This is a genomic window from Pseudomonas sp. TE3-3-F2023, assembly GCF_036784815.1.
Classification (GTDB): Bacteria; Pseudomonadota; Gammaproteobacteria; order Pseudomonadales; family Pseudomonadaceae; genus Aquipseudomonas; species Aquipseudomonas pudica.
The window spans coordinates 4836184-4862929 of sequence record NZ_CP145113.1 but is presented as its reverse complement, the minus strand read 5'-3'; the positions used below and the strand labels follow the sequence as shown (position 1 = coordinate 4862929).

At 63.5% G+C, this 26746-nt stretch carries 30 protein-coding genes; 22 read left to right on the top strand and 8 right to left on the bottom strand.

Annotation, left to right across the window (positions count from 1 at the left end; all coding sequences use genetic code 11):
• Nucleotides 1-22 precede the first annotated feature (22 nt).
• From V3314_RS22370 to V3314_RS22355, 4 genes are all read left to right on the top strand, one after another.
• Nucleotides 23-1252, top strand: a complete 1230-nt coding sequence (locus tag V3314_RS22370) for an MFS transporter (RefSeq protein ID WP_046614566.1) — start codon at nucleotides 23-25, stop codon at nucleotides 1250-1252.
• A gap of 50 nt (nucleotides 1253-1302) precedes the next feature.
• On the top strand, nucleotides 1303-2568 hold the full coding sequence (locus tag V3314_RS22365; RefSeq protein ID WP_046614565.1) for an aminotransferase class I/II-fold pyridoxal phosphate-dependent enzyme: 1266 nt from the start codon (nucleotides 1303-1305) through the stop codon (nucleotides 2566-2568).
• Nucleotides 2561-2788, top strand: a complete 228-nt coding sequence (locus tag V3314_RS22360; protein ID WP_046614564.1) for a hypothetical protein — start codon at nucleotides 2561-2563, stop codon at nucleotides 2786-2788. Before V3314_RS22365 ends, V3314_RS22360 begins: the two co-directional genes overlap by 8 nt.
• 71 nt (nucleotides 2789-2859) lie before the next feature.
• Complete coding sequence (locus V3314_RS22355; RefSeq protein WP_338459655.1) at nucleotides 2860-3786, top strand: dienelactone hydrolase family protein; 927 nt, start codon at nucleotides 2860-2862, stop codon at nucleotides 3784-3786.
• Nucleotides 3787-3796: 10 nt separating this feature from the next.
• Here V3314_RS22355 and V3314_RS22350 read toward each other — a convergent pair whose 3' ends face one another.
• From V3314_RS22350 to V3314_RS22340, 3 genes are all read right to left on the bottom strand, one after another.
• On the bottom strand, nucleotides 3797-4768 hold the full coding sequence (locus V3314_RS22350; RefSeq protein ID WP_080958442.1) for a helix-turn-helix domain-containing protein: 972 nt from the start codon (nucleotides 4766-4768) through the stop codon (nucleotides 3797-3799).
• A gap of 91 nt (nucleotides 4769-4859) precedes the next feature.
• Complete coding sequence (locus V3314_RS22345) at nucleotides 4860-5204, bottom strand: EscU/YscU/HrcU family type III secretion system export apparatus switch protein (RefSeq protein WP_046614562.1); 345 nt, start codon at nucleotides 5202-5204, stop codon at nucleotides 4860-4862.
• On the bottom strand, nucleotides 5201-6757 hold the full coding sequence (locus tag V3314_RS22340) for a flagellar hook-length control protein FliK (protein ID WP_338459654.1): 1557 nt from the start codon (nucleotides 6755-6757) through the stop codon (nucleotides 5201-5203). Before V3314_RS22340 ends, V3314_RS22345 begins: the two co-directional genes overlap by 4 nt.
• A 266-nt stretch (nucleotides 6758-7023) precedes the next feature.
• Between V3314_RS22340 and ccmA the strand changes: the two genes are divergently transcribed.
• The 16 genes from ccmA (at nucleotide 7024) to V3314_RS22260 (ending at nucleotide 18975) form a co-directional block, all read left to right on the top strand.
• The gene (ccmA, locus tag V3314_RS22335; RefSeq protein ID WP_046614560.1) at nucleotides 7024-7656 is read left to right on the top strand and encodes a cytochrome c biogenesis heme-transporting ATPase CcmA; all 633 of its coding nucleotides are present in this window, start codon (nucleotides 7024-7026) and stop codon (nucleotides 7654-7656) included.
• Nucleotides 7653-8321, top strand: a complete 669-nt coding sequence (gene ccmB, locus V3314_RS22330; RefSeq protein ID WP_012273477.1) for a heme exporter protein CcmB — start codon at nucleotides 7653-7655, stop codon at nucleotides 8319-8321. The genes ccmA and ccmB overlap by 4 nt, the downstream gene beginning before the upstream one ends.
• A gap of 46 nt (nucleotides 8322-8367) precedes the next feature.
• Nucleotides 8368-9135, top strand: a complete 768-nt coding sequence (locus V3314_RS22325; protein WP_012273476.1) for a heme ABC transporter permease — start codon at nucleotides 8368-8370, stop codon at nucleotides 9133-9135.
• Nucleotides 9132-9308, top strand: coding sequence for a heme exporter protein CcmD (gene ccmD, locus V3314_RS22320; protein WP_013973562.1), 177 nt, complete (start codon nucleotides 9132-9134; stop codon nucleotides 9306-9308). Before V3314_RS22325 ends, ccmD begins: the two co-directional genes overlap by 4 nt.
• Nucleotides 9305-9760 (top strand): cytochrome c maturation protein CcmE, encoded by a 456-nt coding sequence (ccmE, locus tag V3314_RS22315; RefSeq protein ID WP_015271187.1) that lies wholly within the window; start codon nucleotides 9305-9307, stop codon nucleotides 9758-9760. The genes ccmD and ccmE overlap by 4 nt, the downstream gene beginning before the upstream one ends.
• An 11-nt stretch (nucleotides 9761-9771) precedes the next feature.
• Nucleotides 9772-11745, top strand: coding sequence for a heme lyase CcmF/NrfE family subunit (locus V3314_RS22310; protein ID WP_178081808.1), 1974 nt, complete (start codon nucleotides 9772-9774; stop codon nucleotides 11743-11745).
• On the top strand, nucleotides 11742-12278 hold the full coding sequence (locus V3314_RS22305) for a DsbE family thiol:disulfide interchange protein (protein WP_046614558.1): 537 nt from the start codon (nucleotides 11742-11744) through the stop codon (nucleotides 12276-12278). Before V3314_RS22310 ends, V3314_RS22305 begins: the two co-directional genes overlap by 4 nt.
• On the top strand, nucleotides 12275-12763 hold the full coding sequence (locus V3314_RS22300; protein ID WP_046614557.1) for a cytochrome c-type biogenesis protein: 489 nt from the start codon (nucleotides 12275-12277) through the stop codon (nucleotides 12761-12763). The genes V3314_RS22305 and V3314_RS22300 overlap by 4 nt, the downstream gene beginning before the upstream one ends.
• Complete coding sequence (gene ccmI / locus V3314_RS22295) at nucleotides 12756-13946, top strand: c-type cytochrome biogenesis protein CcmI (protein ID WP_046614556.1); 1191 nt, start codon at nucleotides 12756-12758, stop codon at nucleotides 13944-13946. The genes V3314_RS22300 and ccmI overlap by 8 nt, the downstream gene beginning before the upstream one ends.
• A gap of 12 nt (nucleotides 13947-13958) precedes the next feature.
• Nucleotides 13959-14375, top strand: coding sequence for a hypothetical protein (locus tag V3314_RS22290; RefSeq protein WP_025340051.1), 417 nt, complete (start codon nucleotides 13959-13961; stop codon nucleotides 14373-14375).
• Between the two features lie 649 nt (nucleotides 14376-15024).
• The gene (locus tag V3314_RS22285) at nucleotides 15025-15246 is read left to right on the top strand and encodes a hypothetical protein (protein ID WP_338459653.1); all 222 of its coding nucleotides are present in this window, start codon (nucleotides 15025-15027) and stop codon (nucleotides 15244-15246) included.
• A gap of 54 nt (nucleotides 15247-15300) precedes the next feature.
• Complete coding sequence (locus V3314_RS22280) at nucleotides 15301-16239, top strand: 2-hydroxyacid dehydrogenase (protein ID WP_046615012.1); 939 nt, start codon at nucleotides 15301-15303, stop codon at nucleotides 16237-16239.
• A gap of 50 nt (nucleotides 16240-16289) precedes the next feature.
• A complete protein-coding gene (locus V3314_RS22275) occupies nucleotides 16290-17078 on the top strand; it encodes a PhzF family phenazine biosynthesis protein (protein ID WP_085601228.1) in 789 nt (262 codons plus the stop codon).
• A 174-nt stretch (nucleotides 17079-17252) separates the two neighbouring features.
• Nucleotides 17253-17660 (top strand): GFA family protein, encoded by a 408-nt coding sequence (locus tag V3314_RS22270; RefSeq protein ID WP_046615014.1) that lies wholly within the window; start codon nucleotides 17253-17255, stop codon nucleotides 17658-17660.
• Nucleotides 17661-17735: 75 nt separating this feature from the next.
• Entirely contained in the window at nucleotides 17736-18074 is a 339-nt protein-coding gene (locus V3314_RS22265) for an FKBP-type peptidyl-prolyl cis-trans isomerase (RefSeq protein ID WP_046615015.1), read from the top strand.
• Nucleotides 18075-18312: 238 nt separating this feature from the next.
• Entirely contained in the window at nucleotides 18313-18975 is a 663-nt protein-coding gene (locus tag V3314_RS22260; RefSeq protein ID WP_025340046.1) for a hypothetical protein, read from the top strand.
• A 138-nt stretch (nucleotides 18976-19113) separates the two neighbouring features.
• On the opposite strand, the gene V3314_RS22255 is transcribed toward V3314_RS22260, so the two are convergent.
• The 3 genes from V3314_RS22255 to V3314_RS22245 all read right to left on the bottom strand — a co-directional run bounded on the left by V3314_RS22255 (nucleotide 19114) and on the right by V3314_RS22245 (nucleotide 22388).
• A complete protein-coding gene (locus tag V3314_RS22255; RefSeq protein ID WP_046615016.1) occupies nucleotides 19114-19842 on the bottom strand; it encodes an aspartate/glutamate racemase family protein in 729 nt (242 codons plus the stop codon).
• Nucleotides 19843-19858: 16 nt separating this feature from the next.
• Nucleotides 19859-21391, bottom strand: coding sequence for an NCS1 family nucleobase:cation symporter-1 (locus V3314_RS22250; protein WP_108480568.1), 1533 nt, complete (start codon nucleotides 21389-21391; stop codon nucleotides 19859-19861).
• A gap of 559 nt (nucleotides 21392-21950) precedes the next feature.
• Nucleotides 21951-22388, bottom strand: a complete 438-nt coding sequence (locus V3314_RS22245) for an Lrp/AsnC family transcriptional regulator (RefSeq protein WP_025340043.1) — start codon at nucleotides 22386-22388, stop codon at nucleotides 21951-21953.
• Between the two features lie 134 nt (nucleotides 22389-22522).
• Between V3314_RS22245 and V3314_RS22240 the strand changes: the two genes are divergently transcribed.
• On the top strand, nucleotides 22523-23422 hold the full coding sequence (locus tag V3314_RS22240) for a DMT family transporter (RefSeq protein ID WP_338459652.1): 900 nt from the start codon (nucleotides 22523-22525) through the stop codon (nucleotides 23420-23422).
• Nucleotides 23423-23634: 212 nt separating this feature from the next.
• A complete protein-coding gene (locus V3314_RS22235; protein ID WP_085601232.1) occupies nucleotides 23635-24561 on the top strand; it encodes a class I SAM-dependent methyltransferase in 927 nt (308 codons plus the stop codon).
• Between the two features lie 124 nt (nucleotides 24562-24685).
• Here the strand turns inward: V3314_RS22235 and V3314_RS22230 are convergent, their stop codons facing one another.
• Nucleotides 24686-25687, bottom strand: a complete 1002-nt coding sequence (locus tag V3314_RS22230; RefSeq protein ID WP_046615020.1) for a sulfate ABC transporter substrate-binding protein — start codon at nucleotides 25685-25687, stop codon at nucleotides 24686-24688.
• A 217-nt stretch (nucleotides 25688-25904) separates the two neighbouring features.
• Nucleotides 25905-26726, bottom strand: a complete 822-nt coding sequence (locus tag V3314_RS22225) for an ion transporter (RefSeq protein ID WP_338459651.1) — start codon at nucleotides 26724-26726, stop codon at nucleotides 25905-25907.
• Nucleotides 26727-26746 lie beyond the last annotated feature (20 nt).

The following is a 26746-nucleotide window of genomic DNA, read 5'->3' as shown; positions in this document are numbered from 1 at the left end:
GCCCACACGATAAGGATTGCCCATGAAACAGAAATTCAGCTCTACCTTGATCGTCTCGGTGCTGGTAGTCGGCTTCGTGGTGATGTTCCTGTCCAGCGCCTTGAAGGGGTTGTACCAGGTCTACTTCGTCGACCTGGCCTCCCACTTTGGCGAGGGGCGCGCAGCCTTGGCCACGGCAGGATCGCTGTTCGTCCTGACCATCGGCCTGGTATCGCCTGTGGTGGGTTGGTTGAGCGACAGGGTCGGCCCCTTGAGCACGGTGGCCCTGGGCAGTGTCAGCGGCGGGGTGGTGCTGCTGGGCGTGACCTTCGCGGGCTCGCACCTGCTGGTGTTCACCCTGTTGTATGGCCTGCTCGGCGCCTTTGCCCTTGCTGCGATGACCTATGTACCCATGGGTATTCTGGTCGATCGCCTGGTCGCCGAACGGTTCAAGGCCTTCGCTTTCGCATTCGTCACCAACGGCACCTCCATCGGCTTCATCGTGCTGTCGCCGTTGTGGATCATGCTGCAGCAGAGCGTGCCCTGGCAGTCGGTGTTCTCCTGGGTTGGCCTGATCTTCCTGGTGCCTCTGAGCCTGGCGCTGTATTGGGTATCCCGCACCGTGCCGTTGAAGCCGGACCCGCAGGCGGCAAAGGTCAGGCATCCGGTGACGTTTCTGCTGCGTGATCCGCGCTTCTTCGTGCTGGCCCTCAGTTTTGCCAGTTGTGGTGCCACCATGGCGTTCATCGATGTTCACCTGGTGTCGTTCTGGCAGGGTGAGGCGCTGCCCAGTTCGGTACAGGCCAGCGGCCTGAGCCTGTTAGGTGTGCTGGAGCTGGTCAGTGGCCTGCTGGCGGGCTGGTTGGCCACCCGCTACAACAAGGGGCTGCTGCTGATGATGTTCTACCTGCTGCGAACCGCTGCGGTCATCGTGCTGCTGACCACGCCTGGGCCTCTCGGAACCTACGTGTTCGCTGTGCTGTTTGGCGCCAGTTACCTCGGAACGGTGGTGCTCACGTCTGCCTTTTGCTTCGCGCTGTATGGCGCCGAAATCAAAGGCAAGGTGTTCGGGATGCTGTTCCTGGTACATCAACTTGGCGCGTTGGTTGCCACGCAGCTGGGCGCACTGGATTTCGACCGGCATCAAAGCTATCAGCTGACCTTGGCCGGCCTGGCCACGGCCACGGCGGTGGCTGCCCTGGCATCGTTGTGGCTGATAGCGGTTCGCCCATCAAGCGAAACCCTGGCCGCTCAACTCGCCGAACCTGAATAGTCCACCAATCAATTGCCCATTGTTCAATGCAAACAAGGAGGCGCAAACCCATGCAATCTACCGTGATTGGCCTGGATGATTTCAACGCAACTGATTTCAATGCAACCAGGGCGCTGCATGCTCACCGGGTCAGTGACCTGTCCGATGTGTTCTGCGAGCCTTTGGCCATGACGTCCGCCTATACCTTCGCTTCAGCGAAAGAGGCTTGCGAGCGCTTCAGCGGGCAACAGCAGGGCAATGTATACAGCCGGTTCACCAACCCGACCGTTCAAGCGTTTGAAAGCCGTGTGGCAGCGTTGGAAAACGCTGAAAGCGCAGTGGCGTTCGCTTCCGGCATGGGCGCTTTCACCGCGCTTTGTCACGCCTTTCTCCAGCAAGGTGACAACATTGTCTGCAGCCGTGACGTGTTCGGCACTACCGTCAATGCCTTCAGCTACTACATGGCCCGGTTCGGGATCGAGGCCCGGTTCGTCGATTTGACAGACCTGGCGCAGTGGACCTCGGCAATCGACGGCAGGACCCGTCTGGTGGTGTTGGAGTCGCCCTCCAATCCGCTGCTGAAAATCGGTGATATCCGCGCCATAAGCTTGCTGGCACATGAAAAAGGCGCGTTGCTGGTGGTGGACAACACCTTGCTTACCCCGGTTTTTCAGCGGCCCCACACACTGGGAGCGGACCTGGTCATCCACTCCGCCGGCAAGTACATGGATGGCCAAGGGCGTGCCTTGGCGGGCGTCGTGACCGGTTCGCAAAGCCTCATTCAGGTGTTGCGGGGTGTTCTGCGTACCTTGGGCATTTCCTGCAGCCCGTTCAACGCCTGGCTGCTGCTCAAAAGCCTGGAAACCCTTGAAGTCAGGATGATGCGGGCGCAGGAGAGCGCCTTCGAGCTGGCCCGTTGGCTTGCCCATCAGGACCTGGTGACGGCGGTGCATTACACCGGCCTCGAGCACCACCCCCAGCACGCATTGGCATGCCGCCAGCAGGACGGCCATGGCGGGCTGTTGGCTTTCGAGATCGTCGGGGGCCAGGCCGCAGCCTGGCAATGGATTGACCAACTGCGTTGCGTGGCGCGCTGTACCAACATTGGCGACACCCGCAGCATGGTCACGCATCCGGCCACAACCACGCACGGGCGGCTGGACGCACAGGCGCGGCATCAGGCGGGTATCACGGATGGTTTGATCAGGTTGTGCGTCGGCCTGGAGCGTGTGGACGATATCAAGGCCGACCTGCAACAGGCTTTCCACGCCGTGTCCTTGCAACCATCCATGACAGTGCCGGTCGGCCGTGCCCGGAACGCGGTGTTCAATGACTGAACTGCTCGCTTCAGGATTCGGCATTGGCGTGTTCGCCGTGGGGGTGCAGATCCTTGCACTGATCGCGGTGTATGGCACGGCCTGCGTGAAGGAAGTGCGCTTCTATGCCGTGGCTTTCGCGCTGGCGAGTTGCGTGATGACGGGCATGGCGATGCTCGACCCGTTGGCATTCACCCAATGGCATGTCGACGGCCTGGCAGTACTGGCGATGTGCGGCTGATGCCGGGCGCCGTCAATTTTCGATAACGGGTGCCGGTTCAACACCCGCTCATGACGTTCAGGGGTAACCAGATGTTCAAAGTAATGGCCATCAGCTTGGTGCTGGGCTGCGCCCTTCAGTTCGCAACGGCCCGGGCTGAGGTCGCCGCTGGCGACAGCGGCACCGTTGCCACGGTCAGCAAACGGCTGGTCTCTTTCTATAGTCAGCCACTGCCATCCGCTGGCAAGGCGATACCGATTCGGGTTCCGGCCGTGTTGTCGCTGCCGGCCAAAGCCGCGGGGCCGGTACCGGCCGTGATCATCCTGCATGGCTCGGCGGGGATGGATTCGCGCGGTCCGTTGCATGGCGGTGACCTGAATGCCCGCGGCATCGCAACGCTGGAGTTGGACATGTGGGGCGCGCGCAGGCTCACAGGCGGAGCACAAGGGCGGCCGCCACGCGTGCACGATACCCTGTCGGACCTGGCAGGCGCCCTGGCTTACCTGGCCAAGCAGCCTGGCGTCGACGGCCACCGCGTGGGGGTGCTCGGGTTTTCCTGGGGGGGCGTACAGGCCATGCTCGCCGCCTCTGCACCCATCAATGACGAGCTGGAGCAAGCCTCAGGCGTACGTCCCATCTCGATGGCCGCGTTCTACCCCGTGTGCTGGGGTTACAACCATGTGCCGGGTTATACCTTCAAGCACCTGGCCCCGGCGCGCTTGCTGGTGCTGGTAGGAGAAAACGACCAGTACGACGATGACCCGGGTGCCTGCCCGTCGCTTATTTCAACCCTGCCCAGCGAAGACCAGGCGCGGGCGCAGGTGCTGGTTTACCCCGGCGCAGAGCACGGTTTCAATGGGCTGGAGGCCGCCCAGGAGTATCAGGACCCGTTCCTGCATCGTGGCCAGGGCGGCGTGGGGCGTTCGGCACCTGACCCGGCAGCGCGCGACGCGTCGCGCCGGGCCGTGGTGGAGTTTTTCACCGAAAGCTTCGCCCCGACTGCGATAAGCGAGCGATAGCAGTCGAAATCTAGGCGCCCTCGTGGGCCAGAGCATGGCGAAACTGCAGTGGCGGTTGCGGCATTTCCTGACGCCATGCCAGGCGAAAGGCATGGCTGCTGCCGTAGCCGCAACGTTCGGCGATCTGTTCCACGTTCAGGTGGCTGCTGCGCAAAAGTTCACGGGCCAGGTCGATGCGTTGGGTGCGCAGGTAGCTCTGCAGCGTTTGACCGGTATTATCGCGGAACAGCCGCGCCAGGTGCCGGTAGCTGACATTGAACTGGCTGGCCAGTTGTTCAAAGCTGAAGTGGGTACCCAGGTGTGCATCGATGTAGTCCTGGGCCGCATGCACCAACGGGTGGATGTGGTTGCGCGCCAGGTCAGCCGCGCGCAGTTGCACATCTTCGCCAGCGCGGCGACGGTAGATGACCAGCTCCTGCGCCACCTGGTTGGCCACTACCTTGCCAAATTCCAGGCTGACGATGTGCAACGCCAGGTCGGTTCCGCTGGACACGCCTGCCGAGGTGAACACGCCATCGTCCTCGACGAACAGGCGGTTCTCCAGCACCTTGGCTGCTGGGTAGCGCGACCGAAGCAAGTCGACATAACGATGGTGCGTGGTGCATTGCCGGCCATCCAGCAAGCCAGCTTCGCCCAGCAGGAACGCACCGGTGCATATGGAGCACAGCTTTATATCCGGCGTTTGCCTGACCACCTTCGCCAGCCACAGGGCGGTGGCGGTCAATATCGCTGTTTCGGCGGGTGTCGCAGAGAGCTTGTTGCCTACCACGAACAGCAAGTCCTGCGGTGCGAGCCGCTCAGGCAACTGGTGCAGGCCACTCAATGTCACGCCCTGGAAACTGCTGACCTGTTGTCTGGCGGCTATGCAACGTACGTTGACCGGTGCCAGCTGGAGTTCTTCGAGGCTCGCCATGATTTGTAACGGGCCGCCGAGATCAAGGATGTGGGTGCCCGGGAGCAGCAAGAACCAGATGGTACGCATTACAGTATTCCTTACATCGCCAAGCGCCTGACCTTGAACGGCACGTTACCAAGATGGCGCAAAAAGGCAATTTGCATGAATACCATGGCGGTCAGGCGCCTTCGCCTCCGGGCAGCAGCCTTCCGAGCAGCGGTGGGGTTGCCTCTGGGGCGGCAGGTTCGTCATCGAAGCCCGCGGGCACTTTGCCCCGCAGGTGCCAGGCAAAGGCGATGATTTCGGCAATGGTCAGGTACAGCGCCTCCGGTATCTGGTCCCCCAGCTCCAGGCGCGCCAGCAGGCGCACCAGCTCGGCATTTTCGTAGATCGGCACTTCGTGCTCGCGGGCCAATGCCAGAATGGCCTCGGCCAGCGCATCGTCGCCCTTGGCGGTGAGGGTAGGGGCTTGCTGCCCGTCGTAGAACAGGGCAATTGCCTGCCGTGCAGGTTGGTGCGTCATGCGTTCTCATCCACCCAGCGTTGTTCTACCCGCGTACGCGGGCCTTGTGGCGGGATACCAGGATGGCATTCCAGATCACCCACATCCAGGCCCCGCGCCAACAGGCGTTCGCGCAAGCTGCCGAGCTGGCTGTCGATCAGCCGGGCTGTCGCCTCGCGTTCCGCCCAAAGCTGGCCACCCAGGCGGCCTTGGCTCAGTTGTGCCTGGACCTGCACCGGGCCAAGGGGCGAGAGGTCGAAAGCCAGCTCGATACGCCACAGGGCTTGCAGTGGGTCGGCTGATTCCTGTTGGCGGTCGGCCTGCTGTTGTGGCGTTTCCTCGCGCTGCAGCTTGACCTGCAACGGGATGAACTCCTGGCCGTGACGGATCGGCACTTCGGTTTGCCAGGTGGTCTGCAGGTTGCCATTTTCCAGCGTACCGGTTTGTTGAAGGCTGCTCATGGCATGGCTTTGCAGGCGCGAAACCGCAGCGGCGGCCAGGCGCAGCAGTTGTTGCAGGTCGCCTTCGTCTTCCATGGCCTTGAGCAGGCGCGATGGCAGCGGGAATGCGCCCGGTTGCGGCTTGGGGCTGACCCGTTCGAGCATGCCCAGCGCACTGCGGGCCAGGGCCGGCATGGTGACGACCAGGCTGGCGGGCGCCAGGTTGGGTGCTCCGGGTACGCTCGCCGGTGCGACGGCGATCAGCCGCAGCAAGTGCGCCTTCAGGTCGGTGGCGACGCTGGCCGGGAAGCCGCCCAGCAGTTTGGCTTCGAGAAAGGCACCGCTGTTGTTCAAGGCTTGAGCCACTGCCTTGGTATCACCCAGTTGCCGGGCTTCCGGCAGGCTGGCCAGCAGGCGTTCGGCGCTTGCTCGCAGTTCGCCATCGGCGCCTGGATCGCGCGCCACCTGTTGCAGGGCATTGAGCAGCCCGGGCAGCGAAGCCTGGCGGTTTTGCTGGGTCAGCAGCTGCTGGGCAATGCTGAGCTGGTCCTGGCGGCCACTGAGCGGTACAAAACGCAGAGACTGGTCGCCCTGCACCAGCGCGCTGAGCAGGCTGCCGACGGCCAGCGGTCGCGGGCTGTCCACGCTCAAGGTAGCGCCGGCCTGGGCACTGTTCAGCAGGCTGACCAGCGCCCGGTAGACGGCGGGCTGGCCGGGCGCCTGGGCCAGCGCCTGGTTGGTCAGGACCTTGCCCTGCAGCAGGGTGCCGACCGGCACCTTGCTGGTGTCCAATTGGGTGAGGGTGGCGACCTGGCTGGCGCTGGCCTGCTGCAGCATGATCGCCAGGCGGTTGCTTTCGGTCTGGCTGACGGTGACCTGGCTGCCCTGGGGCAAGGGCTGGCTGGCGCTGGCTTGCAGCTGGGTCTGGGTGCCGTTGGCCTGCATCAGCCGCAGCACCAGCTGGAAATCCTGGCCCACCTGGCGCAACGACATGACCTCGGCCTGTGCGGTTTCGCCGGGGGCCATCAAGCCGGGCTGCGGTTGCGTCAGGCGCAGCAGTTCGCCGGTCATGCCTGCCTTCAAGGCCTGGGGGCTGATCGCGGTTTGTGCGCCGAGACTATTGATTTCAGTCATGATTGTATACAACCTGTCGAACCCGCCCTCTTGGCAGCGCGGCGGCGCGTGTAATAATGCCGACCGTCCGTCGTTGCCAGTATAACGGCAGCGAGTGGGGCGACTTGAGATACAGGGCTTCAGTGCCGTGTCGCCTGCTTCGCGGGCATGCCCGCTCCCACAGGGTCTTGCGCAGCTTTCAAGCCTTGCGTGAAACCTTGTGGGAGCGGGCGTGCCCGCGAAGCAGGCGACACCGCTCCGGAACCCTACAAAGATAAGGCGAAACCGTGACCCTTCACCTCCAAGCCGCGGGCCTGGCCTGCGAGCGCGACTGGCGCCTGCTGTTCGAGCATCTCGCTTTTGAGCTGCGGCCGGGCGACATGCTGCAGATCAGCGGCCCCAACGGTAGCGGCAAGACCAGCCTGTTGCGCCTGCTGGCCGGGCTCATGCAGCCGACGGCCGGGCAGATCCTGCTGGGCGGCAAGCCACTGGCCGAGCAGCGCCACGCCCTGGCCAGCATCCTGCTGTGGATCGGCCACGCCGCCGGCATCAAGGACCTGCTCACCGCCGAAGAGAATCTTACCTGGCTGTGCGCCCTGCACCAGCCGGCCAGCCGCGAAGCGATCTGGGCGGCACTGGCGGACGTCGGCCTGCGTGGTTTCGAAGACGTGCCGTGCCATACCCTGTCTGCCGGCCAGCAGCGCCGCGTGGCCCTGGCCCGGCTGTATCTGGCCAGCCCGCCGCTGTGGATCCTCGACGAACCCTTCACCGCCCTCGACAAGCAGGGCGTGGCGCAGCTCGAGGCGCACCTGGCGGCCCACTGCGAGCAGGGCGGCACAGTAGTGCTGACCACCCACCACACACTGGAACGCAAGCCCTCCGGTTACCGTGAACTGAACCTGGGGCAATGGGCGGCATGAGCGTATTCATCCTGTTGTTGCGCCGAGAAGCGCGCCTGCTGTTCCGCCGCCCGGCCGAGCTGGCCAACCCGTTGGTATTCTTCGCCATCGTGGTTGCGCTGTTCCCGCTGGCAGTCGGCCCGGAAAGCCAATTGTTGCAAACCTTGTCGCCAGGCCTGGTCTGGGTGGCGGCGCTGCTGGCGGTGCTGTTGTCGCTGGACGGCCTGTTCCGCAGCGATTTCGAGGACGGCTCGCTGGAACAGTGGGTGCTGTCGCCGCACCCGTTGGCGCTGCTGGTGCTGGCCAAGGTGCTGGCACACTGGATCTTTTCCGGGCTGGCGCTGGTATTGTTGGCGCCGCTGCTGGCGCTGATGCTGGGGCTGCCTAGCCATTGCCTGCCGGTGCTGCTCGGCTCGCTGCTGCTGGGCACGCCGGTGCTGAGCCTGCTGGGCGCGGTGGGTGCGGCGCTGACAGTCGGTCTGAAACGCGGCGGTTTGCTGCTGGCATTGCTGATTCTGCCGTTGTATATCCCTGTATTGATCCTGGGCAGTGGTGCGTTGCAAGCGGCGTTGCAGAATATGCCAGCAACCGGCCACCTGCTCTGGCTCGCCAGCCTGACGGCGCTGGCCGTGACCCTGGCACCCTTTGCGATAGCGGCCGGCCTGAAGATCAGCGTCGGCGAATAACGAGTCCCGGGCTTTCAAGCCCGGCCAATACCCTGGATGTACCCTGATGAAAATAAGCTGGACGTGGTTCCACAAGCTGGGCTCCCCCAAATGGTTCTATGCCATCAGCGGCCGCATGCTGCCGTGGCTTGCCGGCGCTGCCGTGCTCCTGCTGCTGGTCGGCATCACCTGGGGCCTGGCCTTCGCCCCCCAGGACTACCAGCAAGGCAACAGCTTCCGCATCATTTACATCCACGTGCCGGCGGCGATGCTGGCGCAGTCCTGCTACGTGCTGCTGGCAGTAGCCGGGGTGGTGGGGCTGGTGTGGAAGATGAAACTGGCCGACGTCGCGTTGCAGTGCGCCGCTCCCATCGGTGCCTGGATGACCGCCGTGGCACTGGTCACCGGGGCCATCTGGGGCAAGCCCACCTGGGGAAGCTGGTGGGTCTGGGATGCCCGACTGACGTCCATGCTCATCCTGTTGTTCCTGTACTTCGGCATTATTGCGCTGGGCCAGGCAATCAGTAATCGTGACAGTGCAGCCAAGGCCTGTGCGGTACTGGCGATCGTCGGTGTGGTGAACATCCCGATCATCAAGTACTCGGTGGAGTGGTGGAACACCCTGCACCAGGGCGCCACTTTCACTCTCACCGAAAAGCCAGCGATGCCCGCAGAAATGTGGTTGCCGCTGCTGTGCACGGCGCTGGGCTTCTACTGCTTCTTTGGCGCGGTGCTGTTGCTGCGCATGCGCCTTGAAGTACTCAAGCGCGAAGCGCGCGCCAGTTGGGTCAAGGACGAAGTATTGAACAGCCTGGGGCGGAGGGCCGCACAATGAGTTTCGCCACCTTCGGTGACTTTCTCGCCATGGGCCACCATGGCCTGTACGTGTGGACGGCCTATGGCATCTGCCTGGCGGTGCTGGCGCTGAATGTTGCCGCGCCCGTGCTGGCCCGCCGTCGCTACCTGCAAGATGAGGCGCGCCGTTTGCGCCGGGAGAACAACCAGTGAATCCGCAGCGCAAGAAACGCCTGTTGCTCATCGTCGGCCTGCTGGTCGGCGTCGGGGTTGCCGTCGGCTTTGCCTTGAGCGCATTGCAGCAGAACATCAACCTGTTCTACACACCGACCCAGATCGCCAATGGCGAAGCGCCGCTGGACACCCGCATTCGCGCCGGCGGCATGGTCGAGAAGGGTTCGGTACAGCGCTCGTCAGATTCGCTGGACGTGCGCTTCGTGGTCACCGACTTCAACAAGTCGGTGCCGATCACCTACCGTGGCATCCTCCCCGACCTGTTCCGCGAAGGGCAGGGCATCGTCGCCCTCGGCAAGCTCAACGCCGATGGCGTGGTGGTGGCCGATGAAGTACTGGCCAAGCACGACGAGAAGTACATGCCGCCCGAGGTCACCAAGGCCCTGAAGGAAAGCGGCCAGGCCGCCACCGGCGGGGAGGCCAGGCCATGAACGCGGCGCTGGTGATCCCCGAACTCGGCCAACTGGCGATGATCCTGGCCATCTGCTTTGCCGCCGTGCAGGCCAGCGTACCGCTGCTGGGCGCCTGGCGTGGCGACAGCCTGTGGATGAGCCTGGCGCGGCCGGCGGCCTGGGGGCAGTTCGCCTTCCTGGCCTTTGCCTTCGCCTGCCTGACCCATGCCTTCATGACCGACAACTTCTCGGTCGCCTATGTGGCCAGCAATTCCAACAGCGCCTTGCCCTGGTACTACAAGTTCAGCGCCGTGTGGGGTGCGCACGAAGGTTCGCTGCTGCTGTGGGCACTGATCCTCGGCGGCTGGACCTTCGCCGTGTCGGTGTTCTCGCGGCAATTGCCGCAGGTGATGCTGGCCCGCGTGCTGGCGGTAATGGGCATGATCAGCGTTGGCTTCCTGAGCTTTCTGATCATCACCTCCAACCCGTTCCAGCGCCTGCTGCCGCAGGTGCCGACCGATGGCCGCGACCTCAACCCGCTATTGCAGGACTTTGGCCTGATCGTTCACCCGCCGATGCTGTACATGGGCTATGTCGGTTTCTCGGTGGCCTTCGCCTTCGCCATCGCCGCCTTGCTCGGTGGCCGCCTGGACGCCGCCTGGGCGCGCTGGTCGCGGCCATGGACCATCGTTGCCTGGGCCTTCCTCGGTGTCGGCATTACCCTGGGCTCGTGGTGGGCCTACTATGAGCTTGGCTGGGGGGGCTGGTGGTTCTGGGATCCGGTGGAAAACGCCTCGTTCATGCCCTGGCTGGTAGGTACGGCGCTGATCCACTCGCTGGCGGTGACCGAGAAGCGCGGGGTGTTCAAAAGCTGGACGGTGCTGCTGGCAATCGCCGCGTTCTCGCTGAGCCTGCTGGGTACCTTCCTGGTGCGCTCCGGTGTGCTGACCTCGGTGCACGCGTTTGCCGCCGACCCGTCGCGGGGCATTTTCATCCTGATCTTCCTGCTGTTCGTGGTCGGTGGATCGCTAACCCTGTTCGCCCTGCGCGCACCGGTGGTCAAGAGCCAGGTCGGCTTTGCCCTGTGGTCGCGCGAGACGCTGCTGCTGGCCAACAACCTGGTGCTGGTAGTGGCGGCCTCGATGATTCTGCTCGGCACCCTTTACCCGCTGGTGCTCGATGCGCTGACCGGTGCCAAGCTGTCGGTCGGCCCTCCGTATTTCGATGCCTTGTTCCTGCCGCTGATGGCACTGCTGATGGTGGTGCTGGGCGTGGGCGTGGTGGTGCGCTGGAAAGACACCCCCGGCAAATGGCTGGCCAGCATGATGACCCCGGTGCTGCTCGGCAGCGCCATCCTCGCACCGGTGGCGGGCTTTATTGTCGACGACTTCGACTGGCCGACCCTGACCGCCTTCGCCCTGGCCGCCTGGGTAGTGCTTGGCGGGCTGCGCGACATACTCGACAAGACCCGCCACAAAGGCCTGCTCAAGGGCCTGCCCGGCCTGGGTCGCAGCTACTGGGGCATGCAGCTGGCGCACCTGGGCCTGGCGGTGTGCGCGCTGGGCGTGGTGCTGTCGAGCAACAACAGCGCCGAACGCGACCTGCGCATGGCGCCGGGCGAGAGCGTGGAACTGGGCGGTTACCACTTCCAGTTCCAGGGTGCCCGGCACTTCGAAGGGCCGAACTTCATCTCCGACAAGGGTACCGTGGTGGTCAGCCGCGATGGCCGTGAAGTGACCACCCTGCACCCGGAGAAACGCCTGTACACCGTGCAGCAGTCGATGATGACCGAGGCCGGCATCGACGCCGGTTTTACCCGCGACCTCTACGTCGCCCTTGGCGAGCCGCTGGAGAACGGTGCCTGGGCGGTACGCGTGCATATCAAGCCTTACGTCCGCTGGATCTGGCTGGGCGGTCTGCTGACCGGCCTGGGCGGGTTGCTGGCGGCCCTCGACCGGCGCTATCGCGTCAAGGTCAAGACCCGGGTGCGTGATGCCCTGGGCGTGTCTGGAGCAGCTGCATGAAGCGTTGGATCATGGTAGTCCCCCTGGCGGTATTCCTGCTGGTGGCGGTGTTCCTCTACAAAGGGCTGTTCCTCAAGCCCGACGAGCTGCCCTCGGCAATGATCGGCAAGCCGTTCCCGGCGTTTTCCCTGGCCTCGACCCAGGGCGACCGTACCCTGACCGAGGCCGACTTGCTGGGCCGCCCGGCACTGGTCAATGTGTGGGCCACCTGGTGCCCGTCGTGCAAGGTCGAGCACCCGTACCTGAACCAGCTGGCCCAGCAGGGCGTGGTGATCCACGGGGTCAACTACAAGGACGACAATGCGGCGGCCCTGAAGTGGCTGGCCGAGTTCCACAACCCTTATCAGCTGGACATTCGTGACGAGCAGGGCAGCCTGGGCCTGGACCTGGGCGTGTATGGCGCGCCGGAAACCTTCCTGATCGATGCCAGGGGCATCATCCGCTACAAGCATGTTGGCGTGGTCGATGCCACGGTCTGGCGCGAGCAGCTGGCGCCGCTGTACCAGGGCCTGGTCGACGAGGCCAAGCCATGAAGCGGGGGCTGGCAGCTGCCGTGCTGGGGCTCTTCATGGGGTTGAGCCTGGCAGGCGTGGCCAAGGCGGCCATCGACACTTACCAGTTCCGCGACGATGCCGAGCGTGAGCGCTACCAGCAGCTGACCAAGGAGCTGCGCTGCCCCAAGTGCCAGAATCAGGACATCGCCGACTCCAACGCGCCGATTGCCGCCGACCTGCGTCGGGAAATATTCCGCATGCTCGGCGAGGGCAAGAGCAATCAGCAGATCGTCGACTTCATGGTCGACCGCTATGGCGACTTCGTGCGCTACAAGCCGGCGCTCAGCGGGCGTACCTGGCTGCTGTGGTTCGGCCCGGGGATTTTGCTGGCCGGCGGTTTCGTGGTGCTGGCGTTGATCGTGCGCCGGCGCCGCGGTGCGGCCGTGCAGGGCGCCAATGAGTTGTCCGCCGAAGAACGCGAGCGTCTCGTCAAACTGCTGGAAAAAGAACAGACCCATGATTGAATTCTGGCTTAGCGCGGGCCTGCTGCTGCTCGCTGCCCTCAGCTTCCTGCTGATCCCGATCCTGCGTGGCCGTGGCCGCCAGCAGGAAGAAGACCGCACCGCCCTGAACGTGGCGCTGTACCAGGAGCGCGTCGCCGAACTGGCTGCCCAGCAGGCCGCCGGCGTGCTCGATGAGGCGCAGATGGCCAAGGGCCGTGACGAGGCCGCCCGTGAGCTGCTGGCGGATACCGAGGGTACCGAGACTCCGCGCCAAGGCTACCTGGGCAAGACCCTGCCGTTGTTGGCAGCGTTGCTGGTGCCGCTGCTGGCATTGGGGCTGTACCTGCATTTCGGCGCGGCCGACAAGGTGGAACTGACCCAGGAGTTTGCCGAGGCGCCCAAGTCGATGGAGGAAATGACTGCCCGCCTGGAACGGGTGGTGCAGGCCCAGCCGGATTCGGCCGAGGCCGTGTACTTCCTGGGCCGAGCCTACATGGCCGAGCAGCGCCCTGGCGATGCCGCGCGTACCTTCGAGCGCGCCGTGGCCTTGGCGGGTCGCCAGCCCGAATTGCTCGGGCAGTGGGCGCAGGCGCTGTACTTCGCCGCCGACAAGAAATGGAGCCCGCAGCTGCAGGCGCTGACTGACGAGGCGCTGAAAGCCGACCCCAATGAAGTGACCAGCCTGGGCCTGCGTGGTATCGCTGCCTTCGAGGGCGAGCGTTACCAGGAAGCCATCGATTACTGGAAGCGCCTGTTGGCGCAGTTGCCGGAAGGTGATGCCTCGCGTGCGGCGCTGCAGGGCGGTATCGACCGCGCCGCCGAGCGCCTGGGTGGTTCGCCGGGGCAGGCTGCGGCGCCCGTGGCGGCTCGCTTGAAGGTGCGGGTGGAACTGGCGGCGGCGTTGAAGGACAAGGTCAAGCCGGACGACACGGTGTTCATTTTCGCCCGCGCCAGCAATGGCCCACCCATGCCGTTGGCGGCCAAGCGGGTGACCGTGGCGCAGTTGCCGATCGAAGTGGAATTGTCCGATGCTGACGCCATGATGCCGCAAATGAAACTGTCGGACTTTGCCGAAGTCCAACTCGTTGCACGTGTATCACGCGCTGGCCAGCCAACTCATGGCGAGTGGATTGGCCAGGGCACGCCACTGCCCAGCGCCACCCAGGCCATCCAGCACCTGACCATCGACAGCCCCGACCCGTAAGAGAGCAATGCCATGCACAGCATCGTCCGCCTGACCCTGATCACCCTGGCCCTGGGTTTGTCTGCGTGTACGGTGCATGAGCCGTACGAGCAGCCCGAACCACCGATCGAACGCCTGCCGCCGCCGGGGCCGGCGGTCAAACCCTTGCCGGACAGGCAACCGGCCCCTGCGCCGAGCAAGCCGGCGGCCACGCCCAAACCGATGCCACGCACCTCGGCCAGCTTCGCGCCGCCACCTGGCGGGGCGAGCCATTGGGACCCGAAGTTGGGCGTGTATGTGCTGGAGAAAAAGCCCAATACCTTCTACCGCCAGCGCACCTACTACCGCTTCGACAACGGCTGGAGCTGGTCGCTGAGCCCGGATGGGCCGTGGCAGGAGACTGACAGCAGCGGTGTGCCGGGTGGTCTGGGGCGTGCGTTCGCCCAATAATTGCAACGTTGCCGTTGCCGTTGCCGTTGCCGTTGCCGTTGCCGTTGCTTTTGCTTTTGCTTTTAAGCGCGCGGTAGTCCAGGCGCCGCCGATTGCGACTTCAGGAGGCCGAGCGAAGGGGCTGCGGAGGGAGGTGACGGGCATGGATGCCCGTCAAGCGCTGAGGCCCCATGGATGGGGCCTGCAGCGCGTACTCCCGGGAGCAGGCCCGTAGCGAGGGAACCCCGGAGCGTAGCGTAGGGGCCGGATGATAGGAGCCAGCGTTTTTTGGTTACTTTTTGTCGCGTTTGACAAAAAGTGACCCGCCGTAAGGGCGGAAAGGTGAATAAGCGCCACCTTCGAAAATGAATGTTGACCTTGTTGTTGATGCCCACGCTTGAAAGCGAAGAGCGAAGAGCGAAGAGCGAAGAGCAGAAAAGTACTGGTCTTGATTCCGCGCATAGTCCATTTACGATGGCGACGCATACTCACCTTTTCGCCCTTACGGCGAGTCACTTTTTGCCAAACGCGGCAAAAAGTAACCAAAAAACGCTGCGCTCCCATCATCCGGCCCCTGCGCTACGCTCCGGGGTTCCCTCGCGCCGGTCTTGCTCCCGGGAGTACGCGCTGCAGGCCCCATCCATGGGGCCTCAGCGCTTGACGGGCATCCATGCCCGTCACCTCCCTTCGCAAGACCTCTGCTCGGCCTCCTGAAGTCGCGAAGATCAAGATCAAGATCAAGAGCAAGAGCAAGATCAAGATCAAGATCAAGATCAAGATCAAGATCAAGAGCAAGAGCAAGAGCAAGAGCAAGAGCAAGAGCAAGAGCAAGAGCAAGAGCAAGAGCAGAGCTAAGCAGAACAGTGCAGTATCACCTCTTTATTTCGGTTGACTGTACTGGCCGGTGACTCCACATAATGTCGCTTCGAACTGACCCGGAGGTGGCATGCACAAGACAGTCCTGGTGCTGGTGGAAACCGTAGACGATTACCTGCCCATGCTGGAGCAGGCCGGCTACCGCTTGATCCGTGCCCCTTCGCCGCAACTACGGGCCGAGGCCATCCAGCGCCATGCCCATGAAATCGATGCCGTGCTCACCCGCGGCCCGCTGGGCCTGACTGCCAGCGAAATCGACACGCTGTCCAACCTGCAGATCATCTGTGTGATCGGTGCTGGCTATGAGCAGGTGGACCTGGCCGCCGCCGCTGCGCGCGGCATCACCGTCACCAACGGCGCCGGGGCCAATGCAGAGGCGGTCGCCGACCACACCCTCGCCCTGCTGCTGGCGCTGTTGCGCGACATACCCCGCGCCGATGCCAGCACCCGCCGGGGTGAATGGAACCGGGTGATCAGCCCTTCGGTGAGCGGCAAGCGCCTGGGCATTCTCGGCCTTGGTGCGGTGGGCCTGGCCATCGCTAGGCGCGCCCATCTGGGCTTCGCCATGCCCGTCAGCTACCACAGCCGCACGCCGCGCCAGGATGTGCCGTACACTTGGTACGACAGCCCGCAGCACCTGGCCGATGCCGTCGACATCCTGGTTGTGGCAACCCCCGGCGGTGCCAATACTCGCCATCTGGTCGATGCGCAGGTGCTCGAGGCTCTGGGGGCCGAGGGCTACCTGGTGAATATCGCCCGTGCCAGCGTGGTCGACACCCAGGCCCTGGTGGCCGCGTTGCAGCATGGCCAGCTGGCCGGTGCGGCACTGGACGTGTTCGACGACGAGCCGGCTGTACCCGATGCCCTCAAGGCCCTTGGCAACACCGTGCTCACCCCCCACGTGGCCGGCCAGTCGCCGGAGGCGGCGCGCGACACCGTGACCCTGGTGCTGCGCAATCTGCAGGCGTTCTTTGCCGGCGAAGCCGTGTTGACCCCGGTACGCCAGTAACCCTTTTCATACATCTGCCTGGCAGCGATCGGGCAACAAGGAGTGTGTGCATGCAACTTGAAATCTTCCAGGTCGATGCGTTTTCCGCCGAACCATTCGGGGGCAACCCGGCGGCAGTGATCCCGCTGCAAAGCTGGCTGCCGGACGATGTGCTGCAGCGCATCGCCGAAGAGAACAACCTGTCGGAAACCGCCTACTTCGTGCGCAACGGCGAAACCTTTGACCTGCGCTGGTTCACCCCGACCGTGGAAGTCGACCTGTGCGGCCATGCCACCTTGGCCTCGGCCTATGTGCTGTTCGAACAGCTGGGCGAGCAGGCGCAGGTACTGCGTTTCAACACCCGCAGTGGCGAGCTGCGCGTCAGCCGCAACGCCGACGGGCTGCTGGCCATGGACTTTCCGGCCAAGCAGCCGGTCGCCGTGGATATGCTGCCGGGCCTGTTGCAGGCGCTGGGCCTTGGCCAGGCACAGGCGCTGTACCGCAGTGACGACTACGTGGTGGTGATCGATGACGCCTTGCTGCTCGACACCCTGCAGCCGGACTTCGTTGCGCTATCGGCCTTCGATGTGCGCGGCATCGCCGTTACCGCGGCAGGGCGTGGCTTTGATTTCGTCACCCGCTGGTTCGGCCCGCGGGTCGGCGTGAACGAAGACCCGGTTACGGGCTCGGCGCACACCTCGCTGGCACCGATATGGGCCGAGCGTCTGGGAAGGAACGTGCTGAGCTGCGAGCAGGGAGGGGGGCGCAAAGGGCAGCTGCAGTGCGAAGTGCCGGGTAACGGCCGGGTGATCATCAGCGGGCGGGCGGCGTTGTACCTGCGCGGTACCGTGTACATCTGACCTTGGGCAACTGCCTTGTGCTGCCTGTACCGGCCCCATCGCCGGCAAGCCAGCTCCCACAGGTACTGCACTGGCCTGAGAGCGGCGCGGTCGTGGTGGGAGCCGGCTTGCCGGCGATGAGGCCGGTACAGGCATCTATACTTGCTGGCCCATCTTCCGCTCAAGGAGCCAGTCATGGCCCTGGAAAAACACGGCACCTGCCTGTGCGGCGCCACCCGCCTCAAGGTCACCGTCGACAACACCCATATCAGCGCCTGCCACTGCAGCATGTGCCGCAAGTGGACCGGAGGCCCATTGCTGGTAGTGCATTGCAGCCAGCCACCAGTGATCGAAGGGCGCGCCCCCAGCGTCTTTGAATCTTCCGACTGGGCCCAGCGTGGATTCTGCGGCCAGTGCGGCACGCACCTGTACTACCGGCTGAAAGCCAATGACTTCCATGCCGTGCCGGTCGGCCTGCTCGACGGCGACCAGGAATGGGATTTCGACCTGCAGATTTTCGTCGAAGAGAAGCCCGCCTGGTATTGCTTCGCCAACCAGACCAAGGAACTGACCGGCCAGGAAGCCTTCGAGCAGCTCGGTTGACGGGCACGCGAACTTGCCAAACCGGTGCATTCCTGCGAAAAGGGCGGCTTTGTTTCCAGTGTTGGAGTATGCCCCGTGAGCCAAGAACTGCAGATCATCGACCTAGTGCAGGGAGATGGCAAAGCCGCCGTCAAAGGCGCCCTGATCACCACCCAGTACACCGGCTGGCTGGCCGACGGCAGCGAGTTCGATTCGTCCTGGTCGCGCGGCAAGCCGTTCCAGTGCGTGATCGGCACTGGTCGGGTAATCAAGGGGTGGGATCAAGGCCTGATGGGGATGCGCGTTGGCGGCAAGCGCAAACTGCTGGTACCGGCGCACCTGGGCTATGGCGAACGCAGCGTGGGGGCGATCCCGCCGAATTCGGATTTGACCTTCGAGATCGAATTGCTGGAAGTGCTGACGCGGGATGATTGAGTGGCCTCATTGCAACCTGATGTTCTTGGGCCCTGCACATTTCAGCAACACCCATCCTCTAATCTAAGCCTTGCCTAGGGAACGGCATCACCTCCAGGGAGGAACCAAACGGGTTCAGGGCACTCTCACCCACACTCGTTGCCAGGGACGGCATTCACTACAAGGATGCCCCGCGGTGCTGTTGGCGGGGCGATGTGGCGGGTCTACCCGATTCTTTCTGCCACATGGGCCCGTCTTGATGAAGTTGCCAACGTTCTTCCGCCGCCGTCGTCACTGGTTGCTGAGCCTGACGCTTACAGCCATAGCCGTACCGCTGGCGCTGGAAGCTGTCGAAAGCCGGGCGCAACCGGTGGATGGCACACAGACCCTGGTGTTCCTGCGTCACGCCGAGAAGCCGGGCGAGGGGCTGGGGCAGTTGAACTGCCAGGGCCTCAACCGTGCGCTGGACCTGGCTACCGTGTTGCCCGAGCGCTTTGGCAAGGCCGACTACGTGTTCGCTGCCAACCCCTCGCGGCATGTCGAGGAAGGCAGCAAGGACGAAAGCTACAGCTACATTCGCCCATTGATGACCATCAGCCCCAGCGCCATTCGCCTGGGCCTGCCGGTAAACATCGATTACGGCGCCAACGACACCGACGCGCTGGCCGAAGAGTTGCTGCGTGACAAGTACCGTAACGCGACCGTGTACACCGCCTGGTCGCATGGCTACCTCCCCGACCTGATCAATGCCGTGGCTGGCAAGGCCCTCGGTGAAGAGCGGGTGATCACCGAGGACTGGAGCGGCGACGACTTCGACACCCTGTACGTCCTGACCCTGACCTGGCATGACGGCAAGGCCAGCCTGCTCAGCCGCAACGTGCGTCAGGGCCTGAATGATGGTGCGCATAGCTGCCCGACCTGATCCGCTGTTGATGGTTTGCCTGTACCGGCCTCTTCGCGGGCTTGCCCGCTCCCACAGGTACAGCACAGCCCTTGAGAGCGGTGGGGGCCTGTGGGAGCGGGCAAGCCCGCGAAGAGGTCGGCACAGGCAAATAGAGGGTTAGCGCCCGAACCGCATCGGCCAACCCACCACTTTCTTCGCCCGTGGCGTGGCATAGGTACGTACCTTGGAAGTACTCAAGCCCATGCGCACCAGCGATTCGGCTATGGTCACCGCCGCGCTCACGCCATCCACAACCGGCACGCCGGTGCGCTGGCGGATCTGCTCGTCCAAACCAGCCATGCCGCCGCAACCCAGGCAGATCACCTCGGCCTTGTCGTCACGCACGGCGCGTTCCGCCTGCTCGACAATCGCCTCCACGGCGCGCTGTGGGTCGGCTTCCAGCTCCAGCACCGCCAGCCCGCTGGCGCGTACCGATGCACAGCGGTCATACAGGCCGGAGAGCTTCAGGCGGTCCTCGATCAGGGGCACGGTGCGGTCCAGGGTGGTCACCACCGAGTAGGCATGGCCCAGGTACATCGCCGTGCTGGCGGCGGCATCGGTGATATCCACCACTGGCACGTTCAGCAGTTCCTGCAGGCCTTCGCGGCCATGTTCGCCGTAACCCGCCTGGATCACGGCGTCGTAAGGGCCTTCGTAGGCCAGCACCCGATCCATCACCGCAATGGCGGCCAGGTAACTTTCGAAGTTGCCTTCTACCGACTCGGCACCGAACCATGGGGTGAGGCCGATGATTTCGGTGCCGGGCGCGGCCACCGCACGGGCCTGTTCGGCAATGGCTTCGGTGATGGCTTCGGTGGTGTTGACGTTGGCGATCAGAATGCGCATGGGTAGCCCTCCCTGGTCAATGGCTGCTGTGGTCAACGGCGATGCATTCACCGCTGACGTCGTGGTAATGACATTTGCGTGGTGCGATCAGCAGGTACAGGGCGGCGGCGATACCGGCACCGATCAGCCAGGAGAACGGCGCGATGCCGTGGAAGTTGGGTACCAGGGCCAGGACGATGGCCAGCAGTGCAGCCGGTACGAAGGCGGCCACCGCGCGCAGGTTGATGCCCTTGGTGTAGTGGTAGGCGCCGGCCGGGTCTTCGCTGTACAGCTGCGGCACGTTGATGCAGCCTTTGCGCAGCAACCAGTAGTCGGACATGATCACCCCGTACAGCGGGCCGAGCAGGGCACCCAGGCCGGACAGGAAATACACGATCACCAGCGGGCTGTTGTACAGGTTCCAAGGCAGTATCAGCACCGCCAGGGTGGCGCTGATCAGCCCGGCGCGACGGAAGTTCAGGTGACGCGGTGCCAGGTTGCTGAGGACGAAGGCCGGGGCGACGAAGTTGGCCATGATGTTCACCGCCACGGTGACGATCAGGAAGGCCAGGCAGCCCAGTACCAGGAATGCTGTGCTGGGTATGGCGGCAACGATCTGGGTCGGGCTGTCGATGATCTGGCCGTTGATCTGGAACTGCGCGCCGCACAGCACCACGGTGATCATGGCGAACACCAGGATGTTTACCGGCAGGCCCCAGAAGTTGCCGACGCGGATGGTCTTGCGGCATGGCGAGGAGCGGGCGAAGTCACAGAAGTTCAGTACCAGGGTGCCGTAGATCGCCAGCCACAGTGCGCCGCCGGCAAAGATGTTGCGCCACATCTCGTAGCCGGTCAGCGGTTCGGCCACCGACCAGGCGATGCGGGCGTCGGCCTTGAAGTACATGAATACCGCCAGGGCGGCGACGGTCAGCAGGATCACCGGGCCGGCAAAGGCCTCGTAGCGGCGCACCATCTCCATGCCGTAGGCCAGGATCACCAGCTGTACCAGCCAGATCGACACGAAGCATACCCAGCCCAGGCTCGACAGGCCCAGGATGCTGTCATGGTCGTAGGCTGCCATTTGTGGCCATACGGCGGTGAGCAGCACGCGCAGCACCACCGAAGCCAGGTAGGTCTGGATGCCGAACCAGGCGATGGCGATGACCGCGCGGATGAGCGCCGGGATCTGTGCGCCGTGGATACCGAAGGCGATGCGGCTAATGACCGGGAACGGCACGCCGGTCTTCTGCCCCATGTAGCCGGACAGGTTCATGAAGAAGTACACCAGCGCCGCGCCGATGGCCAGCGACAGCAGGATCTGCCAGCCACCCAGGCCAAGGGCGAACAAGCCCATGGCGAACGAGTAGTTGGCGATGTTGTGCACATCGTTGGTCCACAGCGCGAAGATGCTGTAGCCGCCCCAGCGGCGGCCTTCTATGCGCGTCGGGGCAAGGTCGCGGTTATGCAGGCGCGGGCTCAAGGCAAGTTCCGGCTGGCTGCCGGCTAGAGGGGACGCGGGGTGGGTGCTGGCGACGGATAGTTCAGGGGCAAGGTCGAGGCTGGTACTCATTCCGGCGGGCTCCTGATGCACGTGGACTGCGATGAGCGGGCATGCGCACGGGCTCGCCAATCTCGTCGGTGCAGCGTTGGCATCTCAGGGTTTGGGGCGCGGCGGCCGATGTTTGGGCGGCGTCGCGGGTTCTTGTGTATTTATGTTTTGCTTGATTTGTATACAAAACACGAACACACAAAAGCGAGTTCCATGCCAAGCAAGTAGCAACTTTCAGTTTGCCATCATTTTGAATCTATCATTCTGAAATATAAGTTTATGAAATGAAGGGAATATAAGTTGACCAAATGAACAGTTTTAAATTTTTCGAAGATGATTTAGTTGATCATTTGGTCAGAATAAGTTGTGGGAAGTGTGTAACGTATTGGGGCGTGATCTGGGAAAGTGCACACAAAAACGGCACTTAAGGTGACATTCCTGTGTACAAAATTTAGTCAGCTTTTTCCTGTTCTGGCCTCTTCGCGGGCGCGCCCGCTCCCACAGGGGCCGCACAGCATCCTGGACTGTGGAGATCCTGTGGGAGCGGGCGTGCCCGCGAAGAGGCCAGAACAGGAAGAAATCAATCCATCGGCGGCAACCGCCGCTTCACCGGGCTTTTCTTGATGATGGCGGTGTTGGTCTCGGCCAGCACATTGATGCGGTCGAGCAGGGTATCCAGCTGCTCCATCGAGCGCACATGCAGCCGGGCAATGAAGCAGTCCTCGCCAGTTACCTTGTCGCACTCGGTGAACTCCGCAATGGCGACAATCTGCCGTTCCACCTCCTGCAACTGCCCGGGGAGCGGGCGGATGCGCACGATGGCCTGCAACTGGTAGCCAAAGGCACGCGGGTCGACCTCTACGGTGTAACCGCGCAACACGCCGCGCTCCTCCAGGCGGCGCAGGCGTTCGCTGACGCTGGGCGCCGAAAGCCCGCTGATTTGCGCCAGGGCCTTGAGCGAGCGGCGCGAGTCTTCCATGAGCGCGTTGATCAGCAGTTGGTCGATGGCATCGGTCATGGTTACCTCAATAAGGTTGTTCGATTGATTTGCCTTGATAGTAAAGGCAAACATTCCAATCTTCCTTCGTTATCCGCTGGAAGGTCGGCCAGCAACCTTTGCATACTGTTGCCATCTTCAACAGGAGGTATGAGATGGACAGTTCATTGCGTCGTGGCTCGCTGGAAATGATTGCTGCCATGCTGATTTCCGGGACCATCGGCTGGTTCGTGCTGGTGTCCGGCCAGCCGGTGCTCGAGGTGGTGTTCTGGCGCTGCGTGTTCGGTGCCGTGACCTTGCTGGCAATCTGCGCGGGGTTCGGCTTCCTGCGGCCAGGCGTGATCAGCCGCACTGCATTACTGCTGGCGATTGCCAGTGGTGTGGCCATCGTCGGCAACTGGGTACTGCTGTTCGCCTCTTACTCGCGGGCGTCGATTGCCATCGGCACGGCGGTATACAACGTGCAGCCATTCATGCTGGTAGGGTTGGCGGCCATGTTCCTTGGCGAGAAGATCACCCTGGCCAAGGTCACCTGGCTGAGTGTGGCGTTCCTCGGCATGCTGGCCATCGTCAGTGCCCATGGCGCGGGGCAGGGTGGCGGCGAGGACTATTTGCTGGGCATTGCGCTGGCGCTGGGGGCGGCCTTCCTGTACGCCATCGCGGCGTTGATCATCAAGCGCCTGAGTGGCACGCCACCGCACCTGATCGCGCTGATCCAGGTGGCCACGGGTGTGCTGTTGCTGGCGCCGTGGGTCAAGCTTGGCGGCTTGCCGGGTGAAATGCCGGCGCTGGCCAGCCTGCTGACCTTGGGCATGGTGCACACCGGGTTGATGTATGTGTTGCTGTACAGCGCCATCCAGCGCTTGCCCACGGCGCTGACCGGGGCACTGTCGTTCATCTACCCGATTGCGGCGATTCTAGTGGACTGGGTGGCGTTCGGGCACCGGCTGGCACCGTTGCAGTGGCTGGGGGTGGCGTTGATCCTGCTGGCGGCGGCGGGAATGCAGCAGGGGTGGTGGTTCAGGCCCAGGACGATAGCGGTCAAGGGCCATTGAGGCCGCTCTGCGGCCTATCGTCGGCAAGCCACCTCCCACCTCGACCGCATCGGGCTCAAGCCAAGCGCAGTACCTATAGGGGCCTGGCTTGCCTACAGGTACTGCAATGGACTCGAAGCTTGCCCAGGACCTGTGGGAGCTGGCTTGCCGGCGATAGGGCGCGAAGCGCCCTCAGGGGGTAGAATGCCGCTTTTGCCAGCTTGCGACCCATGATGACTTCGCCGATCCAGACTCTGGAGCAACACCTGCTCGCCGCCCTCGACCCTGCCCCGCAGGAAACCCGCCGCCTGTTCCACGGCCGCGGTCGCTGCTGGGCGGGCCTGGAGCAGGTTACCGTCGACTGGCTGCAGGGCGTGCTGTCGGTCGCCCTGTTCCGCGAGCCAGCGGAAGGCCAGCTGGCCGAACTAAAGGCCATGCTGCGTAATCTCGCCGAGCGCCCGCAGTGGACTGGCCAGGCCATCCTTCTCCAGCATCGCTACCTGCCCGACAGCCCGGGCCAGTGGCTGCTGGGCGAACCGTGCCAGCAGCGCGAGGTGGTCGAGGATGGGCTGACCTACCTGCTGGACCTGGGCGTGCGGCAGAACAATGGCCTGTTCCTCGACATGCGCTATGGTCGGCGTTGGGTTCGCGAGCAGGCGGCGGGCAAGCGTGTGCTGAACCTGTTCGCTTACACCTGCGGTTTCTCGGTGGCGGCGATTGCCGGTGGCGCCGAGCAGGTGGTGAACCTGGACATGGCCAAGTCGGCGTTGTCCCGGGGCCGTGACAACCACCGCCTCAATGGTCACGATGCGTCGCGGGTGGCGTACCTGGGGCACGAGCTGTTCAAGTCGTGGGGCAAGGTACGCAAGTACGGGCCTTATGACCTGATCATCATCGACCCGCCCACCTTCCAGCGTGGCAGCTTTGTGCTGACCCAGGATTACGCGAAGATCCTGCGGCGCTTGCCGGAGTTGTTGAGCGAGGGCGGGACGGTGCTGGCGTGCGTGAACGATCCGGGCATCGGGCCGGAGTTCCTGATCGAGGGGATGGCGGAGCATGCGCCGTCGCTGAATTTCGTCGAACGGCTGGAGAACCCACCGGAGTTTCCTGACGTGGACCCGGCGGGGGGCTTGAAGGCCCTGGTATTCCGCCAGGTCTGATGTCGCCTGTACCGGCCCTATCGCCGGCAAGCCAGCTCCCACAGGGACTCCACAGTACTCAAGACCTGTGCAGTACCTGTGGGAGCTGGCTTGCCGTCGACAGGGCCGGACCTGCCTGCATCAATTACTGATTGTTGGTGTAGATCTGGTCGAACACCCCACCATCATTGAAGTGGGTCTTCTGCACGGTGCGCCAGTCACCGAAGGTCTTCTCCACCGACAGGAAGTCCACTTTCGGGAAGCGGTCGGTGTACTTGGCCAGTACCGTCGCATCACGCGGGCGCAGGTAGTTCTGTGCGGCAATTTCCTGGGCGGCAGGCGACCACAGGTACTTCAGGTATTCCTCGGCCGCAGCCTGGGTGCCTTTCTTCGCCACTACCTTGTCGACCACGCTGACCGGCGGCTCGGCTTCGGCCGACACGCTCGGGTAGACCACTTCGAACTGGTCGCGGCCGAACTCGCGGGCGATCATTTCGGCTTCGTTCTCGAAAGTTACCAGCACGTCGCCGATCTGGTTGGTCATGAAGGTGGTGGTGGCGGCACGGCCACCGGTGTCCAATACCGGCGCCTGCTTGAACAGCTTGCCGACAAAGTCCTTGGCCTTGTTTTCATCACCGCCTTGCTTGAGCACATAGCCCCAGGCCGACAGGTAGGTGTAGCGGCCGTTACCCGAGGTCTTGGGGTTGGGCACGATCACCTGCACGCCATCCTTGAGCAGGTCGGGCCAGTCTTTCAGCGCCTTGGGGTTACCCTTGCGCACGATGAACACAGTGGCCGAGGTGAACGGCGCGCTGTTGTTCGGCAGGCGGCTGACCCAGTTGTCCGGCACCAGCTTGCCATTGTCGGCCAGGGCGTTGATGTCGGTGGCCATGTTCATGGTGATGACATCGGCCGGCAGGCCATCGATCACCGCTCGCGCCTGCTTGCTCGAGCCGCCGAAGGACATCTGCACGTTGACCTTTTCGTTGTGCTCGGCTTCCCAGTGCTTCTGGAAGGCCGGGTTGTAGTCCTTGTAGAAGTCGCGCATCACGTCGTAGGAAACGTTGAGCAGGGTGGGGGCGGCCTGGGCGAAATTGCCCAAGGCAAGGCCTGCGGCGAGCAGCGAGGCGGTGAAGAGTTTTTTCACGTTGCTTCCTTGTTATCGAGAAGGTGTTGGCAGTTTGCCTGCGACTATAGCGGGTGGGTTTGTAACGGCTAAAGAACTAAAACGACTTTGGTTATGCTGCTGACTGTACTGGCCCTATCGCCGGCAAGCCAGCTCCCACAGGTACTGCACAGGTCTTGGGCATTGTGCAGTACCTGTGGGAGCGGGCTTGCCGGCGATAGGGCCGGAACAGGCGACATCATTGCTTGGGAAACAGCACATTCCCGCAACGCGAACAGAACGCCGCGCCATGCTCATGGCTCTTCTTGCTGCAGGTCGGGCAGTCGTGCTGCAACTGTTCCCCGCGCATGGCATTGGCCAGCTCGGCGGTAAAGATCCCGGTCGGTACGGCGATGATCGAATAACCGGTAATCATCACCAGCGAGGACAGCACCTGCCCAAGCGGGGTTTTCGGCACGATATCGCCAAAGCCTACCGTGGTCAGGGTAACGATGGCCCAGTAGATGCCCTTGGGAATGCTGGTAAAGCCATGCTCAGGCCCTTCGATCACATACATCAAGGTGCCGAACACCGTCACCAGGGTCGATACCGTCACCAGGAACACGATGATCTTCTGCTTGCTGCCGCGCAGCGCCTCCATCAGGTAATAGGCTTGCTTCAGATAGGGGCTGAGCTTGAGCACGCGGAAAATCCGCAGCATCCGGATCACCCGGATGATCAGCAGGTACTGGGCGTCGCTGTAGTACAGCGCGATGATCCCCGGCACGATCGCCAGCAGATCGACCAGGCCATAGAAGCTGAAGGCATAGCGCAAAGGCTTGGGCGAGCAGTACAGGCGGGTGAGGTACTCGGCCAGGAAAATCGCGGTAAAGCCCCACTCGATGCCGGCCAGCAGGCCGGCGTAGCCCTGGTGTACTTCGTCGATGCTGTCGAGGATGACGGTAACCAGGCTGGCCAGGATGATCAGCAGGAGGATCTTGTCGAAGCGTCTTCCAGCCACGGTATCGGTCTGGAAGACGATGATGTAGAGCTGCTCGCGCAGGCTCGCAGGATTGTTCATTGGCTCGTTCCACAAAAGCG